The sequence below is a fragment of the Bradyrhizobium sp. 33ap4 genome (assembly GCF_032654765.1).
Taxonomy (GTDB): domain Bacteria; phylum Pseudomonadota; class Alphaproteobacteria; order Rhizobiales; family Xanthobacteraceae; genus Bradyrhizobium; species Bradyrhizobium australafricanum.
In genome coordinates this window covers 17,570-33,775 of record NZ_JAUMTJ010000058.1, presented here as the reverse complement: position 1 = coordinate 33,775, position 16,206 = coordinate 17,570, and the positions used below count along the sequence as shown (strand labels likewise).

The 16,206-nt window shown below is 66.3% G+C and carries 13 protein-coding genes; 8 read left to right on the top strand and 5 right to left on the bottom strand.

Annotation, left to right across the window (positions count from 1 at the left end):
• Positions 1 to 2: 2 nt before the first annotated feature.
• The 4 genes from Q2M23_RS33960 to Q2M23_RS33945 all read right to left on the bottom strand — a co-directional run bounded on the left by Q2M23_RS33960 (position 3) and on the right by Q2M23_RS33945 (position 6,781).
• Positions 3 to 1,298: an O-acetylhomoserine aminocarboxypropyltransferase gene (locus Q2M23_RS33960; protein WP_316398384.1), complete on the bottom strand. Its 1,296-nt coding sequence runs from the start codon at positions 1,296 to 1,298 to the stop codon at positions 3 to 5.
• 107 nt (positions 1,299 to 1,405) lie between these two features.
• Positions 1,406 to 2,710, bottom strand: a complete 1,305-nt coding sequence (gene pncB, locus Q2M23_RS33955) for a nicotinate phosphoribosyltransferase (protein ID WP_092082610.1) — start codon at positions 2,708 to 2,710, stop codon at positions 1,406 to 1,408.
• A gap of 61 nt (positions 2,711 to 2,771) precedes the next feature.
• Positions 2,772 to 6,314, bottom strand: coding sequence for a molybdopterin cofactor-binding domain-containing protein (locus Q2M23_RS33950; protein ID WP_316398383.1), 3,543 nt, complete (start codon positions 6,312 to 6,314; stop codon positions 2,772 to 2,774).
• The gene (locus tag Q2M23_RS33945; RefSeq protein WP_076827089.1) at positions 6,314 to 6,781 is read right to left on the bottom strand and encodes a (2Fe-2S)-binding protein; all 468 of its coding nucleotides are present in this window, start codon (positions 6,779 to 6,781) and stop codon (positions 6,314 to 6,316) included. Before Q2M23_RS33945 ends, Q2M23_RS33950 begins: the two co-directional genes overlap by 1 nt.
• A gap of 275 nt (positions 6,782 to 7,056) precedes the next feature.
• Here Q2M23_RS33945 and Q2M23_RS33940 point away from each other — a divergent pair, with 275 nt between their 5' ends.
• From Q2M23_RS33940 to Q2M23_RS33905, 8 genes are all read left to right on the top strand, one after another.
• Positions 7,057 to 8,505 carry a 6-hydroxynicotinate reductase gene (locus Q2M23_RS33940; protein WP_316398382.1) on the top strand — a complete coding sequence of 483 codons (1,449 nt, stop codon included), beginning with the start codon at positions 7,057 to 7,059 and terminating at the stop codon, positions 8,503 to 8,505.
• The gene (locus Q2M23_RS33935) at positions 8,502 to 9,410 is read left to right on the top strand and encodes a UPF0280 family protein (RefSeq protein WP_316398381.1); all 909 of its coding nucleotides are present in this window, start codon (positions 8,502 to 8,504) and stop codon (positions 9,408 to 9,410) included. Before Q2M23_RS33940 ends, Q2M23_RS33935 begins: the two co-directional genes overlap by 4 nt.
• Positions 9,411 to 9,426: 16 nt before the next feature.
• The gene (locus tag Q2M23_RS33930; protein WP_057017559.1) at positions 9,427 to 10,011 is read left to right on the top strand and encodes an amino acid synthesis family protein; all 585 of its coding nucleotides are present in this window, start codon (positions 9,427 to 9,429) and stop codon (positions 10,009 to 10,011) included.
• 28 nt (positions 10,012 to 10,039) lie between these two features.
• Entirely contained in the window at positions 10,040 to 11,254 is a 1,215-nt protein-coding gene (locus tag Q2M23_RS33925) for an ABC transporter substrate-binding protein (protein ID WP_229192283.1), read from the top strand.
• A 211-nt stretch (positions 11,255 to 11,465) separates the two neighbouring features.
• Complete coding sequence (locus Q2M23_RS33920; protein WP_316398380.1) at positions 11,466 to 13,355, top strand: ABC transporter permease; 1,890 nt, start codon at positions 11,466 to 11,468, stop codon at positions 13,353 to 13,355.
• On the top strand, positions 13,352 to 14,143 hold the full coding sequence (locus Q2M23_RS33915; protein ID WP_316398379.1) for an ABC transporter ATP-binding protein: 792 nt from the start codon (positions 13,352 to 13,354) through the stop codon (positions 14,141 to 14,143). The genes Q2M23_RS33920 and Q2M23_RS33915 overlap by 4 nt, the downstream gene beginning before the upstream one ends.
• Complete coding sequence (locus Q2M23_RS33910; RefSeq protein WP_038383941.1) at positions 14,140 to 14,844, top strand: ABC transporter ATP-binding protein; 705 nt, start codon at positions 14,140 to 14,142, stop codon at positions 14,842 to 14,844. The genes Q2M23_RS33915 and Q2M23_RS33910 overlap by 4 nt, the downstream gene beginning before the upstream one ends.
• A 15-nt stretch (positions 14,845 to 14,859) precedes the next feature.
• On the top strand, positions 14,860 to 15,315 hold the full coding sequence (locus tag Q2M23_RS33905) for a MarR family winged helix-turn-helix transcriptional regulator (RefSeq protein WP_057017555.1): 456 nt from the start codon (positions 14,860 to 14,862) through the stop codon (positions 15,313 to 15,315).
• A 191-nt stretch (positions 15,316 to 15,506) separates the two neighbouring features.
• Here Q2M23_RS33905 and Q2M23_RS33900 read toward each other — a convergent pair whose 3' ends face one another.
• Complete coding sequence (locus Q2M23_RS33900) at positions 15,507 to 16,175, bottom strand: hypothetical protein (RefSeq protein ID WP_229192288.1); 669 nt, start codon at positions 16,173 to 16,175, stop codon at positions 15,507 to 15,509.
• Between the last annotated feature and the right edge of the window lie 31 nt (positions 16,176 to 16,206).

The following is a 16,206-nucleotide window of genomic DNA, read 5'->3' as shown; positions in this document are numbered from 1 at the left end:
GCTCAAGTCCTTTGCGAGGCGCGCAGCGCCTGGCCGAGATCGTCGATGATATCCTGCGCGGTTTCGATGCCGACCGACAGCCGCACCAGCTCCTCGCCGATGCCGGCGGCCTTGAGCTGCCCGGCATCCATCTGCTGGTGCGTGGTGCTGGCGGGATGGATCACCAGCGTCTTGGCGTCGCCGACATTGGCGAGATGGCTGATCAGCTTCAAGGACTCGATGAACTTCTTGCCGGCGGCGCGGCCGCCCTTGATGCCGAAGCTGACGATCGAGCCGGCGCCGCGCGGCAACAGCTTCTTGGCGAGCGCGTAATCCGGATGCGTCTCCAGCGAGGGATGCAGCACCCAGTCGACCGCCTTGTTCGCGGCGAGGGCGTCCAGCACCGCATGGGTGTTGCTGACATGGCGGTCCATGCGAACGCCGAGCGTCTCGATGCCCTGCAAGAGCTGGAACGCGTTGGTCGGCGACAGGCAGGCGCCGAAATCGCGCAGGCCCTCGGTGCGGGCGCGCATGATGAAGGCGGCCTTGCCGAACTGCTCGTCGAAGACGATGCCGTGATAGCCGGCATAGGGCTCGGTGAGCTGCGGGAATTTACCGGAGGCGCGCCAGTCGAACCGGCCGCCATCGACGATGACGCCGCCGATCGCGATGCCGTGGCCGCCCATCCACTTGGTCGCCGAGTTCATCGCGATGTCGGCGCCGAGCTCGATCGGCTGGCTGAGATAGGGCGTCGCAAAGGTATTGTCGATCAGCAGCGGAATCTTCGCATTATGCGCGATCTCCGCGACCGCCGGGATATCGAGCACCTCGAGCCCGGGATTGCCGATGGTCTCGCCGATCACGAGGCGGGTGTTCGGCTTGATCGCGGCACGGAATTCGTCGAGCGCACGCGGCTTCACGAAGGTCGTGGTGATGCCGAACCGCGGCAGCGTGTGCGCCAGCAGATTGATGGTGCCGCCGTAGAGCGAGGCGGAGGCGACGATGTGGTCGCCGGCATTGAGCAGGGTTGCGATCGCAAGATGCATCGCGGCCATGCCGCTGGCGGTGCAGATCGCGCCGACGCCGCATTCGAGCGCGGCGATCCGCTCTTCCAGTACCGCGGTCGTCGGGTTCGAGATGCGGGTGTAGATGTGGCCGGCGCGCTCCAGATTGAACAGCGCCGCGGCATGATCGGCATCCTGGAACACGTAGGACGTGGTCTGATAGATCGGAACCGCGCGCGCGCCGGTCGCGGGATCGGGGCGCTGGCCGGCGTGCAGGCTCAGGGTTTCGAAGGCAGGCAGCTTGGGTGCGGGCATGCGAAGCTCGTCAGGTCAGTCGATGGGAGTGGTGGGTTGGCAGGAGTCTTTTATTTGACGCGTTTTCTTCACGCGAACCGGTGTCCACTTCGCTTGAAAACGCTTTGTTAGACGTGAACTGCGGTGCGAACACGGCCGACATTGCCGAACACGCGCAAATAGCGCTCCACCTCTGTGGGGATGCCGGTCGCCTTCTCCGGATTGTCGGAGAGCTTGACGGCCGGGCGTCCGTCGACCGACGTCACCTTGCAGACGATCGAGATCGGGTCGAGCTCGGCGGTGCCGTCGGGTGCGCAGCCGACGAAATCGTTGGTGAGGTTGGTGCCCCAGCCGAAGCTGACGCGCACGCGTCCCTTGAAATGGTGGAACGTCTCCTCGATCGAGCCGACATCCATCGCGTCGGAGAACACCAGCAGCTTCTCCTTGGGATCGCGGCCCTTCTGCTTCCACCATTTGATGATCTCTTCGCCGGCCGTGATCGGCGGCGCGCTGTCGGGACGAAAGCCGGTCCAGTCGGCGACCCAGTCGGGCGCGTCGCGCAGGAACGGCTTGGTGCCGAAGGCATCGGGCAGCGCGATCAAGAGGTTGCCGCCATAGGTGTGGCGCCACTGATCGAGGATGCGATAGGGCGCCCAGCGCAGCGCCTCGTCGTCATTGGCGAGCGCAGCGGCGACCATCGGCAGTTCATGCGCGTTGGTGCCGATCGCCTCGAGGTCGTTGTCCATCGCGAGCAGCACGTTCGACGTTCCGGTGAAGGAGGGGCCGAGGCCTTCCTTCACCGCCTCGACGCACCAGCGTTGCCAGAGGAAGCCGTGGCGGCGGCGTGTGCCGAAATCGGACAGCCGCAAGCCGTCCAGCTTGCGCAGCCGCTCGACCTTGGCCCACAGCTTGGCCTTGGCGCGGGCGTAGAGCACGTCGAGCGCGAAGCGGCCGTAGGTCTTGGTCGCCGCGCGCGAGCGCAGCTCGTTGAGGATCGCGAGCGCCGGGATCTCCCACATCGTGGTGTGGGTCCACGGCCCGTGGAAATGCAGCTCGTACTGGCCGTCGACCTTGTGCAGTTCGTATTCGGGCAGCCGGAAGTTCGACAGCCAGTTGATGAAGTCGGGCGAGAACATCTGGGTCTTGCCGTAGAACGTGTTGCCCGCGAGCCAGATCAGCTCCTTCTTGGTGAAGCGGATGGTGCGGGCGTGGTCGAGCTGGGCGCGCAGCTCGGCCTCGTCGATGACCTCGGCGAGTCGGATATGGGTCGAGCGGTTGATCACCGAAAAGGTCGTGCGCGTGTCCGGATAGCATTCCCGGATCATCTGCTGCATCAACAGCTTGTAGAAATCGGTGTCCAGCAGGCTGCGCACGATCGGGTCGAGCCGCCAGCCGTGGTTGTAGGTCCGGGTCGCGATATCTGTCACGGTCATGCGGGAACCTTAGCCTGCCGGGCGCCGCCCGCCCAGTGGGTATCGGGCGGAACATGGCAGGTCAGCGCGCTATGGTCTGCCGTATACGGCCGACGGCGGCGGCGACATCGGCCCAGGCCGGCTTGTCAGGGGCAAATTGCCGCCGGAGGAAGCTGACGAGCTCGGCGACCTGGCCGTCGCTCATGCTGTCCTTGAACGCCGGCATGTAGCCCAGATCGGTCACGGCCGGCTTGGCGATGCCGTGCAGGATCACCTGGATCAGATTGTCGGGCGCGTCGCTGTGCAGATTGCTGTTCAGCGCCAGCGACGGCCGGCTGCCGAACAGCGGCGGGCCGCCGACCTCATGGCAGACCGCGCAGGCGCCTTGATAGATCCGCGCTCCGGCCGAGGCGGCGGTGGTGACGACGGTGCCGGCTTCGAGCTTGGCGGCCATGGCATCGTGGGCCGGCCGATCGGTGCCCTGGTTGAACGAGGCGAGGTAGACCGCCATCGCGCGGATGTCCTGGTCGGGCAGCGCGGCGAGCTCCTGCACGACCGGCGCCATCGGCCCTGCGGCAACGCCGTGCAGGCGCGACTCGCCGGTGCGCAAATAGGCGTAGAGCTCGTCCTCGCTCCAGGGGATCGGCGCCTTCGACAGCGACGTCAGCGCCGGCGCCTCCCAGCCCTCGGCGAAGCCGCCAGCGAGATAGGCGCGCTGCCGTTCGGCGCCGAGCGCATTGCGCGGCGAGTGGCAGGCGCTGCAATGGCCGAACCCTTCGATCAGATAGGCGCCGCGATTCCATATCGCTGACTTCGATGGATCGGGCTGGAACGCCTGCGCCTGATGGAACAGCGCATTCCATCCGGCGAGCAACGGCCGCAGGTTGAACGGAAAGACGAGCGCGTTGGCCGGCGTTTCGGCGCGCTCCGGCGCCTGCGCCATCAGATAGGCATAGAGCGCCTGCAGGTCGGCGTCACTGGTCCTGGCGAAGTGCGTGTATGGAAACGCCGGATAGAGATGGCGCCCGTCGCGATGAATGCCCTCGCGCATCGCGCGCTCGAAGGCGGGATAGGACCAGGCGCCGATGCCGGTGTCGACGTCGGGCGTGATGTTGGTGGTGAAGATGGTGCCGAACGGCGTCTCCAGCGGCCGACCGCCGGCGTTAGGAACGCCATGCTCCGACGTATGGCAGACGGCGCAGGCGCCGAGCGCTGCAAGCTCCTTGCCACGGGCGATCGTCGCAGCGGAATAGACCGAGGCGTCGGGCCGGGCGATCGGCGCGATCGCGCGCCAGGGCAGCACGGCCGCGCCGATGCCGATCGCCGCTGCGCAGAGTGCGGCAATGCCGGCGAGCACGCCGCCGCGCTTTGCAAAGGGATTCTGCCATCTGTTGAGGTCGGCCGTCTGCGCAGGCGGCGGGAGCGGGGCGGGCGCGACCGGTTGCTCGCCGCGCAATCCCTTCAAAATGCGCTCCGGTGTGAACGGCAATTCGCGGAAGCGGATGCCGGTCGCGTCATAGATCGCGTTGGCGATCGCAGCGGCGCTCGGCACCGAGGCGGACTCGCCGACGCCGAGCGGCGGTTGATCCTGCCGCGGCAGCATCAACACATCGATCTTCGGCAGCTCAGGAAACTTGATGATGGGGTAGGCGCCCCATTCCCGCGCCGCCACCGCGCCGCGCTCGAAGGAGACCTCCTCCATCAGCGCGCGGCTGGTCGACTGGATCACGTTGCCTTCGATCTGGTGCCGCACGCCCTCCGGATTGATCATCAATCCGGAATCCTGGCCGGCGACGACGCGGGTCACGCTGACATCGCCGGTCGCCTTGTTGACGGCGACATCGGCGATCCACGCCGACCATGCTGCGCCGTAACCGGGAAACTTGCTGTGCACGTACAGCGCATAAGCAAAGCCGCGGCCGCGCACGATATCGCCGTCCGCCTCGGGTTCTTTCCACACCGGGCGCGGCGTCCAGCCGGCGCGCTCGGCAACGGCATTGACGAGATCGATCGCGCGTTGGTCCTTCAGATAGCGCAGCCGGTACTCGATCGGATCGACCTTCGCCTCCGCCGCAAGCTCGTCGATGTAGGATTCATGCGCAAAGGTGTTCGGCAGCGCCGAGACGCCGCGAAACCATGACGCGCGCACGATCGGCGGCATGTCGTTGGCGATCACGCGCATGTTCTCGTAGTCGTAGGGCGGGATCGCGGTGCGGTCGCCCATCTCGAACACCGCGGCTTCAGGCGCGATCCGCCCTGTGAGCAGCAGTGCCAATGTCGGCGCGCCGTTCGAGGGATAGCGCGTGGCAAAATCGTAAGCGGCGACGCTGCCGTCGGCGTTGAGCCCGCCATTGACGTCCATCAGCTGCGCGGTGCCCTTCGGCTCCCAGGCATGTTCCTGCTCGCGGGTGAGCTGGACGCGCACCGGACGGCCGACCGCGCGCGACAGCAGCAGTGCATCGGCGGAGACATCGTCGGCGCAGTTGCGGCCGTAGCAGCCGGCTGCCTCCATCCGGATCACGTCGATCTCGGATTCCGGCCGCTGGATCAGCAGCGCGAGGTCGCCGCGCAGGATGTGCGGGTTCTGGGTGCCGGACCAGACCCGGACCGCGCCCTCGCTGTAATCGGAGACCGCGCACGACGGGCCGATCGAGCCGTGCATCTGGTAGGGCCAGAGATAAGTCCGCTGCATCGGCTTGGCGGCCGCCTTGAGCGCGGCGTCGACGTCGCCCTTGTCGATCAGCTGGCGCGGCGTCGAGGGATTGGCGCGCAGCGCCTTCTCCACGTCGGCAAGATCGGTCAGCGCCGGTCCCGGCTTCCAGCTCACCTTGAGCTGCGCGGCGGCCTTGATCGCATTCTCCTCGCGCTCGGCAACGACGCCGACGAAATCGCCGATCCGCACCACCGCGACGAGGCCTGGAATATCGCGCACCGAAGCTTCATCGACCGCAATCAGGCTGGTGCCGACGAACGGGCCGGCATCGACGCCGGCGTAAGGCGGGCGGACCACGCGGCCGTGCAGCATGCCGGGCACGCGCACATCGTGAACGTAGACAAGCTCGCCGGTGGCCTTCGCCAGCACGTCGACGCGCGGCACGGACTTGCCGACGACGGAATAGGCGCTCACGGCCTTGACCGGAACGTCGTCGGCAAGATCGAGCCGGATGGTTTCGTCAGCGATCAGCTCGCCATAGCTGACGCTGCGGTTGTCGTGGCCGCGGATCAGGCCGTCCTCGATCGCGAGGCTACTCGCCGGCAGCTCAAGCCGCTCGGCCGCGCGTGCGAGCAAGAAGTGTCGCGCTTGCGCGGCGGCCTTGCGCAGGGGAACGGCGGTGATCTGGATGGTTTCGCTTGCGATCGTCGGGCCCTGGTTCGGCACCACGGCGGTGTCGCCGAGGATCACGACGACGCGGGCAAAGGAGACGTCGAGCTCTTCGGCAACGATCTGACCGAGCGCGGTGCGGATGCCGGTGCCGAGATCGACATGGCCGTTATAGGCATTGACCGTGCCGTCGGCCGTGATGGTGATGAAGGTCTCGAACTCATCTTCGGCGCCCAGCACCGCAGGGCGGACGACCGACAGCGAGCCGCGCTGGCGTTGCTCAGGAGCCCGTGCGTCCACCATCAATCGCGCGCCTCGAGCGCGTGGCCGGCCGCACGCATCGCCGCGCGGATGATCTCGATATGCGCGCCGCAGCGGCAGAGGTTGTAGCGCAGCGCCTCCAGCACCTCATGCTCAGACGGATTGGGATTGCGCGTCAGCAAGGCCTTGGTGGTGATGATCATGCCATTGAGGCAATAGCCGCACTGCGCGGCTTGTTCGTGGATGAAGGCATCCTGCACGGGATCGGGGTGCTCGCGGCTGCCGAGACCTTCGAGCGTGACGATGTTGCGGCCGGCGCAGCCCTCGATCGGAATCACGCAGGCACGCGCAGCGACGCCGTCGATCAGCACCGCGCAGGCGCCGCACTCGCCGAGCCCGCAGCCGTATTTCGGTCCGTTCAATTCGAGGTCGTTGCGCAGCACGTAAAGCAATGCGGTGTCGGGAGCGGCGTCGACATCATGATTCCTGCCGTTCACGGTCAGGCGCATTGCCCCGGTTCTCCCTTGATGTTTGCGCTGCAACGTCAGCGTCGGATCGCCGACGAGGATAACGTTTGTATACAAACGTGCAAGCGGCGGCATGCCGCGCTGCAGCGCGTGCCCGCTTTATGAACAGGGTGCGCACGCGAAGGGCACGGTTTGATTGCAAAGGCCGCTTGACAGGTCACGGGCTCGCGCGCAGGATCATTCGTATACGAACGATATGCATGGGAGGCGGAAGCGCAGTATGATCGACCGCCGCCACAAGTCCAGGCTTGGTCACGATGGCTGACACAATGACCGTCGCCGCCGGCGACAAGATCCGCTGCGATGCCTGTCCGGTGATGTGTTACATCAAGCCGGGCGCGGCCGGCGCCTGCGACCGCTATGCCAACCATGACGGCACGCTGGTGCGCGTCGATCCGCATGTCGTGCTGGAGCGCACCGTGTCGCATGGCGGCAAGCTGGTTCCGTTCCAGGTGAGCGGCGACTGGGACGGCAAGATCGTCCGCCAGCCCGAACTGTTCGTCACCGCGATCGGCGCAGGAACAACCTATCCGGATTACAAGCCGGCGCCCTTCATCGTGTCGTCGGAGGTCGACGGCGTCGACATGGTCACCGTGGTGACCGAAGGCATTTTCTCGTATTGCGGCGTCAAGGTGAAGATCGACACCGACCGCTACCTCGGCCCGGAAACCGCGACCGTGCGCTCGGACGGTGAGGCGGTCGGCCATGTCACGACCAGCGAATATGGCTCGCAGATGCTCTCGCTCGGCGGGGTGCATCATTTGACCGGCGGCTCCAAGAAGGAAGGCCGCGTCACCTGCGACACGCTGATGGATCTCTCCAACTGCAAGGCGGTCGAGTTGACCATCGACGGCGGCGCCACCGTCGTGGTGCAGGCCGGCAGGCCGCCGATCGTCAATGGTGTGGCAGAAGAGCGCATGCGGGTCGGCTGTGGCTCGGCGACAATCGGCATGTTCGCCAAGCAATGGCACGGCAAGGTCGATGAGGTCGTGGTGGTCGACGATCACATCACCGGCGTGCTCAGCGAGCACCAGGCCGGCAAGCTGCTCGACATCGCCGACACCGGGATCAAGATGAAGGGGCGGCGCTCGACGCCGGGCCGCTATTTCCAGGTCGCCGATCCCGGCACCGGATGGGGCGGCACCAACATCTCCGATCCGCTGTCGATCCTCGGCCCCTTCAATGCGAAGGAGGCGCGGCCGGGGCTCACCATGCTGATGGTCTCGACCACCGGCGAGCATGCGTCCTACTACGTGCTCAACGAGGCGCTGAAGCCGGTCGAGACCGAGATGCCCGCCGATCTCAGATTTTCGGTCGAGCGCATCCAGGAGAATTGCGAGCCGGCGCTGTGCACCGTGCTGTTCATGGGCGGCGCGGGCGGATCGCTGCGCGCCGGCGTCACCGATAATCCGGTGCGGCTGACCCGTTCGGTCAAGGACGCGCTGACGCGGGTGACCAGCGGCGGCGCGCCGGTCTATGTCTGGCCGGGCGGCGGCATCACCTACATGGTCGATGTCACGCAGATGCCGGCCGGTGCCTTCGGCTATGTGCCGACCCCGGCACTGGTGGCGCCGATTGAATTCACGATGAAGCTGTCGGACTACGCGGCGCTCGGCGGCCATATGGATTACGTCCGGCCGCTATCCTCACTGCGGGATAGCGCCGAGGTCCGGTCGATGCCGTATCTTCCCGAGCGGCGCGCATGAAGAGGCTCCCGCAAATCGCGCTCCTTCCTGACGGCAAGCGGCTGCATTTGCAGGACGGCCCCATTGATTTGATCGTCGAGGCCAAGGGCAGAGACGCTGACATTCGTACCGCCTATCAGGCCGCTGCGGCGCGCTTCACCGGTTTGCTTGACGAACTCTGCGCGGAGCTGGCCGAGCTGCGCAGTGCGGCGGATCCCCGTCTTTGCGTGCTGAAGGGCGTGGTCGCGCGGCGCATGCATGCGGCGGTCGCGCCTTTTGCCGCCGATTGCTTCATCACGCCGATGGCGGCGGTCGCGGGGTCGGTCGCCGAGGAAATTTTGGGCGCGATGCTTGAGGCCGCGCCGCTCGACCGCGCCTATGTCAACAATGGCGGCGACATTGCCCTGCATCTCGGCGACGGCGAACGATTCACTGTCGGTCTGATGGATCGGCCCGACCGTCACGGCGTGATGCGCACCATGACGGTCGATGCCGATATGCCGGTTCGCGGCATCGCGACCAGCGGCCGCCACGGCCGCAGCTTTTCGCTGGGCATTGCCGATGCCGTCACCGTGCTGGCGCGGACGGCGTCGCAGGCGGATGCTGCGGCGACCGTGATCGCCAATGCGGTCGATCTGCCCAATCATCCCGCGATCCTGCGCGTTGCGGCGAGCGAGCTGCAGCCCGACAGCGACCTCGGCGCGCGGCTGGTGACCCGCGATGTCGGGCGGCTGGCGGAACACGAGGTTGAGCAGGCGCTCGAGGTGGGGGCGACGCGGGCGCGCGACCTCCTGATGTCGGGATTGATCGAGGGCGCGGCATTGCGTCTACTGGGCGAAACGCGGCTTGTCGGTGCAACTGGGATTGGGGCGCCGGCGTCGCACGCGTTTCAGGGACAAACGATAGAACACATGCTGCGGGCATGACTGGAAGCGAGGCAAGATGAGCGCCGTCATTCGCAAGATCGTCACCGTGGTCGAGGAGACCCATCTGGAGATGGGCAAGACCATCGCACCGCCGACAAGGCGTGCCGCCGCCATCGCCGTGATCGAGAACCCCTTTGCCGGCCGCTATGTCGAGGATCTGTCGCCGCTGATCGCGATCGGCGAGGAACTCGGCGAACTGCTCTCGAAGCGGGCCGTCGCCGCGCTCGGCATCGAGGGCGCCAAGGCGCACAGCTACGGCAAGGCCGCCGCCGTCGGTGAGAATGGCGAGCTCGAGCATGCGGCGGCGATCCTGCATCCGAAGATGGGCGCGCCGGTGCGCAAGGTACTGTCGAAGGGCGCGGCGCTGATCCCGTCGTCGAAGAAGCGCTCGGGGCCTGGCACCACGCTGGATATTCCGCTCGGGCACAAGGACGCGGCTTTCGTGCGCAGCCATTTCGACGGCATGGAAGTGCAGATCAACGACGCGCCGCGGGCCAACGAGATCATGGTCGCGGTCGCGGTAACCGACAGCGGACGGCCGCTGCCGCGCGTCGGCGGGCTGACGGTCGGCGAGATCAAGGGCGAAGACGGATTGCGATAATCTCTTTGAAGAAAAACTGGAGGACGGGATGCGTGGTTATTTCGTAGGGGCGGGATTGGCGATCGCGGTCGCGACCATGGCAACGAGTGCCATGACAACGCAGGCCATGGCGCAGAGCGAAATCAAGATCGGCGAGATCAACTCTTATTCCTTGCTGCCGGCATTCACCGAGCCCTATCGCAAGGGCTGGCAGCTCGCGGTGGAGGAGATCAATGCCGCCGGCGGCATCGGCGGCAAGAAGCTCGTGGTCATTTCCAAGGACGACGGCGGCAAGCCGGCGGATGCCCAGACCGCGGCGAACGAGCTGGTGTCGAGCGAGAACGTCGCGATGCTCACCGGCACGTTCCTCTCCAATATCGGCCTTGCCGTTTCTGACTTCGCCAACCAGAAGAAGGTGTTCTTTCTGGCGGCAGAGCCGCTGACCGACGCCATCACCTGGTCGAAGGGCAACCGCTACACGTTCCGCCTGCGTCCCTCCAACTACATGCAGGCCGCGATGCTGGTAGAAGAAGCCGCAAAACTGCCCGCAAAACGCTGGGCGACGATCGCGCCGAACTATGAATACGGCCAGTCGGCGGTCGCGGTGTTCAAGAAGCTGATGTCGGCGAAGCGGCCCGATATCCAGTGGGTCGACGAGCAGTGGCCGCCGCAGGGCAAGATCGACGCAGGTCCGGTGGTGCAGGCGGTTGCCGCGGCGAACCCGGAAGCGATCCTCAACGTCACCTTCGGCGCCGACCTCGTCAAGCTCGTGCGCGAAGGCAACACCCGCGGCCTGTTCAAGGGCCGCACCGTGGTGAGCTTCCTGACCGGCGAGCCGGAATACCTCGATCCGCTGAAGGACGAGACGCCGGAAGGCTGGATCGTCACCGGCTATCCCTGGTACGCGATCAAGACGCCGGAACATGACGCGTTCCTGAAGGCCTACCAGGCCAAGTACAACGACTATCCGCGGCTCGGCTCGATCGTCGGCTACCAGACCATCAAGGCGGCGGCGGCGATCCTTGCCAAGGCCGGCTCGAGTGATCCGGAGAAGCTGATCGCGGCGGCGGAAGGCATCTCGATGCCGTCGCCATTCGGCGAGATCACCTTCCGCAAGATCGATCACCAGTCGACGCTGGGCGCCTTCACCGGCAAGACCGCGCTGAAGGACGGCAAGGGCATCATGGTCGACACCGCCTATCGCAAGGGGGCGGACTATCTGCCCAGCGATGCCGAGATCGAGAAGCTGCGGCCGAAGGATTGATTTTTTTCTTCTCCCTCGCCCCGCTCTTGCGGGGAGAGACTTGAACTTCTCCCTCTCCCCGTTCTTACGGGGAGAGGGGTGGGGTGAGGGGCTATCTCCGCGAACGAGCGCGCGGAGAGTCCCCCTCACCCGAAACTCAAGCTGGCGCTTGAGTTTCGACCTCTCCCCGCAGGCGGGGCGAGGTGAACGGAAACTCCAACGCGGACCGCCCATGGCTTTCTACGTCGTCCAGTTCCTGACCGGTCTTGCCAGCGCGGCGTCGCTGTTCCTGGTCGCTTCGGGTCTGTCGATCATCTTCGGCGTGACGCGGATCGTGAACTTCGCGCATGGCGCGTTCTACATGCTCGGCGCCTATGTCGCCTTTACCCTGACCGAGCGCTTTTCCGGTGCGCTCGGCTTCTGGGGCGGCATCGTCGTTGCCGCGCTGGCGGTTGCTGCGATCGGCGTGCTGGTCGAGATGGTGCTGCTGCGCCGGATCTATCATTCGCCGGAGCTGTTCCAGTTGCTCGCCACCTTCGGCCTGACGCTGATGGTCGAGGACCTCGTGGTGCTGATCTGGGGGCCGGACGATCTGGTCGGCCGCCGCGCGCCCGGCTTCAAGGGCGCGATCGATTTCTTCGGCCAGAATATTCCGAGCTATGACCTGTTCCTGATCGTGCTCGGGCCGGTCGTGCTCGGCGTGCTCTGGCTGTTGTTCCAGCGCACCCGCTGGGGCGTGCTGGTGCGCGCGGCGACGCAGGACCGCGACATGGTGGCTGCGCTCGGCGTCAATCAGAAATGGCTGTTCACCAGCGTGTTCGCGCTCGGCGTCTTCCTCGCCGCGCTCGGCGGCGCGCTGCAGATTCCGCGCGATGCGGTCAATCACGCGATGGATTTGCGCGTCATCGTCGAGGTCTTCGTCGTGGTCGTGATCGGCGGCCTCGGCAGCATCATCGGCGCCTTCGTCGCGGCGGTGCTGGTCTCGGAGCTCAACGCCTTCGGCATCCTGATCTTCCCGAAGATCTCCATCATCCTGGTGTTCCTGGTGATGGCGGTGGTGCTGATCGTCCGGCCGTGGGGGCTGTTCGGCAAGCCGGAGGCACCGGCACGGCGCACGCCGGGGCTGACCGTCAATCCGTGGCGTCCGCTGACGATGAACGAGCGGTTCGCCGCGATTGCCGTGCTGGTCCTCGCCGCCGCGCTGCCGTTCGTCGCCGGCAATTATTTGCTCACGGTCGGCTCGGAGATCGCGATCTTCGTGATCTTCGCGGTCAGCCTGCACTTCCTGATGTCGGTCGGCGGGCTCGCCTCGTTCGGCCACGCCGCCTATTTCGGCCTCGGCGCGTATGGCGTGGCGCTGCTCGCCAAGATGGCCGGCCTGCCGATGATTGCCTGCCTGCTGCTCGGGCCGCTGCTCGGGCTCCTCGGCGCCGCCGTATTCGGCTTCTTCGCGGTGCAGCTCTCCGGGGTCTATTTCGCGATGCTGACCCTGGCCTTTGCCCAGATCGTCTGGTCGATCGCGTTCCAATGGGTGTCGGTCACCGGCGGCGACAACGGCATCCTCGGGGTCTGGCCTGCGAGCTGGGCGGCGAGCCCGTCGCATTTCTACTGGCTATCGCTCGGCATCGCCGCGCTCGCGGTGGTGATCCTCCGCATCATCGTGTTCTCGCCGTTCGGCTTCGCGCTGCGCGCGACGCGCGATTCGCCGCTGCGCAGCGAAGCCATCGGCATCGACGGCAAGCGCATCCAGTGGACCGCCTTCGTCATTGCGGGCACGGTCGCCGGCCTTGCCGGCGCGCTGTTCGCCTATCTCAAGGGCAGCGTGTTCCCCGACAATATGGGCATCTCGCTGTCGGTCGATGCGCTGGTCATGGTGCTGCTCGGCGGTGTCGAGACGGTGTCGGGCGCGGTGGTCGGCGCCATCGTCTACAAGGCGCTCAACATCTGGCTGGTCAGCCAGACCGATTGGTCAAAACTCGTGCTCGGCGCGTTCGTGGTGCTGATCGTGGTCGCGTTCCCGAAGGGCATCGTCGGCACGCTGGAAGCCGTCATGCATCGCCGGCGCAAATCCTCGTCGTCGGTATCGCCCTTGCTGACCTCCCGCATCGAGAGCGCCGAATGAGCATGGTTCCCACATTGCTGTCGGTCGAGGGGCTGACCAAATCCTATGGCGGCGTGCATGCCGTGCGCGGCGTCTCCTTCGAACTGCGTGCCGGCGAGATTTTGGCGCTGATCGGGCCGAACGGCGCGGGCAAGAGCACCTGCTTCGACATGCTCAACGGCCAGAATATTCCCGACAGCGGCCGCATTCGCGTGCTGGGCGCGGAGACCACGGGCAAGAAGCCGCGCGTGATCTGGCGCATGGGCGTCGGCCGCACCTTCCAGATCGCGGCGACATTCCCCACCATGACGGTACGCGAAAACGTGCAGGTCGCGCTGGTCTCGCATGGCGGGCAATTGTTCAACCTGTGGGCCTCGACCGCCCGCCACGCGCGCGACGAGGCGGGGCGGCTGCTCGATCTGGTCGGCATGAGTGCCTATGCGGAGCGGCCCTGCGGCGAGCTCGCCTATGGCGACGTCAAGCGGCTCGAGCTTGCGATCGCGCTCGCCAACCAGCCGAAGCTGCTCTTGATGGACGAGCCGACCGCCGGCATGGCGCCGCGCGAGCGCGTCGAGCTGATGCGGCTGACGGCGCGGATCGCGCGCGAGCAGTCGATCGGCGTGCTGTTCACCGAGCACGACATGGACGTGGTGTTCGAGCATGCCGACCGCATCCTGGTGCTCAACCGCGGCAGCCTGATCGCCGAAGGCTCGCCCGAGGAAGTCCGCGGCAATGCCCAGGTGCGGGCGATCTACCTCGGCGAGGGCCTCGTCTATGACGCCCGGCACCGCGAGGGGGCATCGGCATGAAGCTGACGGTAAAGGATCTCAACAGCTTCTACGGCCCGGCGCATATCCTGTTCGACATCGCGCTCGAGGTCGGCGAAGGCGAAGTGGTTGCCCTGCTCGGGCGCAACGGCGCCGGCAAATCGACCACGTTCCGCTCCATCGTCGGCCTGGTCGAGAACCGCTCCGGCCGCGTCATGTTCGAGGGCCGGGACGTCTCGGATCTGCCGACGCACGCGATCGTGCGCGGCGGGCTCGGCTATGTCCCGGAGGAGCGGCGCATCTTCACGGATTTGACGGTCGAGGAGAATCTCGAGGTCGGCCGCCAGCCGAAGCGGGCAGGCGCGCCGCAATGGGATCGCGAAAAACTGTTCAAGCTGTTCCCGAACCTCGGCGAGATGCGCGGCAGGCCCGGCGGGCGCATGAGCGGCGGCGAGCAGCAGATGCTGACGATCGCGCGCACGCTGATGGGCAATCCGTCGCTGGTGCTGCTCGATGAGCCCTCGGAGGGCCTGTCGCCCAAGATCGTCGAGCAGATGGTCGATGCGATCCTGGCGATGAAGAAAGAGGGCGTCAGCATCGTCGTCTCCGAGCAGAATCTGCATTTCGCCCGGCTGATCTCGGATCGCGCCTACATCATCGAGCGCGGCCGGATCTGCTTCGGCGGCACCATGGCGGAACTCGATGCGCGTCCGGATATCCGCGACGCGCATCTGTCGCTGTAAAGGGCGGAGTAGACAATGGCGAGGAGTGCGGCACCGAAGCGAAACGGGAAGGCGACCAAGCCGGGATACGTGCTGGACGAGCAGATCGGCTTCATCCTGCGCCAGGTGTCGCAGCGCCACGCCGTGATCTTCGCCCGCGAGATCGGCATCAATCTGACGCCGACGCAGTGGGCAGCGCTGTCGAAGCTGTCGGAGGTCGGCGCCTGCTCGCAGAACCAGCTCGGGCGGCTGACCTCGATGGACGTTGCGACCATCAAGGGCGTGATCGATCGCCTGACCGCGCGCGGCCTGACCGAGACCTCGCCCGATCCCGACGACGGCCGCCGCCTGCTGGTGAGCCTGACGCGCGCCGGCCAGCAAATGGCCGACAAGGCCGCGCCCAATGCGCTGGTGATCTCCAGGGAAACGCTGGCGCCGCTGGACGCCAAGGAGCGCGAGACGCTGATCGCGCTGCTCGGCAGGCTGCGGTGACATTATCTATCCCCGTCACCCTGAGGAGCCGCGCGCAGCGTGGCGTCTCGAAGGGTCGACGGCCCCGACTTCTGCCGTGGGCCGTTCACCCTTCGAGGCACGCTTGCGCGTGCACCTCAGGGTGACGGGTCGCCGCTACTGCTTCGTGCGATCTCCAGCGTCTTACCTACGGGCAGGGTGCCGCGCCCGCACTACGTCGCAAGAGCAAGCGCCAGCGCGACGACACCCACCAGCACGAGGCTGAGCGCCCAAACCGTGTCCAGGTTGAACCAGCTCCGGGATACGAATTTGAGGCCGAGATAGCGGTAGACCAGCCACGCCAGGCATCCGCCGGCGGCGATCATCGCGCCGGCATGGACGATCGAGACCAGTACGGCCATCGTGAGGCTGGTATCGATCAGGCTGTTGGCAGCCGCATGGCCTTGGTCCGCTTCAGCCTCGCGGCAGAGCCCCAGATAGATCGGCACCAGCATCAGCGCCGCGCCATGCGCGATCGCCACGGCGAACGACCACAAAGCGAGTTGCGTCGGCGGTATCCGCGCCAGGGCGCGCGGATGGCGTCGGTCGATCAGCCGGTAGACGCCGAACAGGATGACGAGCAGGCTCGCGCCGATCCGGATCGTGCGCTGCCATTCGACGAGGGTGATCAAGAGCGCGAACGGAAGGATCACCAGCAGCATCGCCAGCAAATGACCGATCGCGAGCGGGCCAAGCGCGGTCACCAGCGCACGCGAACTCCTCTGCATTAACCCCGCAGAAACCGCGAGCGGCCAGCCCATGCCCGGGTTGATCCCGTGGTAGAGGCCGCTCGCGATGACCGCCAGCCACAGCCAGGCCGGAGTCCAGTCGGCCGGGCTCACGTCAGGGCCCTTTCCGTTCCGATCGAATCGG

Bases quoted from the DNA above. Each gene is read 5' to 3' on its own strand.
- Q2M23_RS33940 (WP_316398382.1), top strand. From the start codon at position 7,057: ATGGCTGACACAATGACCGTCGCCGCCGGCGACAAGATCCGCTGCGAT.
- Q2M23_RS33930 (WP_057017559.1), top strand. From the start codon at position 9,427: ATGAGCGCCGTCATTCGCAAGATCGTCACCGTGGTCGAGGAGACCCAT.
- Q2M23_RS33950 (WP_316398383.1), bottom strand. From the start codon at position 6,314: ATGGTGGACGCACGGGCTCCTGAGCAACGCCAGCGCGGCTCGCTGTCG.
- Q2M23_RS33925 (WP_229192283.1), top strand. From the start codon at position 10,040: ATGCGTGGTTATTTCGTAGGGGCGGGATTGGCGATCGCGGTCGCGACC.
- Q2M23_RS33905 (WP_057017555.1), top strand. From the start codon at position 14,860: ATGGCGAGGAGTGCGGCACCGAAGCGAAACGGGAAGGCGACCAAGCCG.
- Q2M23_RS33945 (WP_076827089.1), bottom strand. From the start codon at position 6,781: ATGCGCCTGACCGTGAACGGCAGGAATCATGATGTCGACGCCGCTCCC.
- Q2M23_RS33910 (WP_038383941.1), top strand. From the start codon at position 14,140: ATGAAGCTGACGGTAAAGGATCTCAACAGCTTCTACGGCCCGGCGCAT.
- pncB (WP_092082610.1), bottom strand. From the start codon at position 2,710: ATGACCGTGACAGATATCGCGACCCGGACCTACAACCACGGCTGGCGG.
- Q2M23_RS33915 (WP_316398379.1), top strand. From the start codon at position 13,352: ATGAGCATGGTTCCCACATTGCTGTCGGTCGAGGGGCTGACCAAATCC.
- Q2M23_RS33960 (WP_316398384.1), bottom strand. From the start codon at position 1,298: ATGCCCGCACCCAAGCTGCCTGCCTTCGAAACCCTGAGCCTGCACGCC.
- Q2M23_RS33920 (WP_316398380.1), top strand. From the start codon at position 11,466: ATGGCTTTCTACGTCGTCCAGTTCCTGACCGGTCTTGCCAGCGCGGCG.
- Q2M23_RS33935 (WP_316398381.1), top strand. From the start codon at position 8,502: ATGAAGAGGCTCCCGCAAATCGCGCTCCTTCCTGACGGCAAGCGGCTG.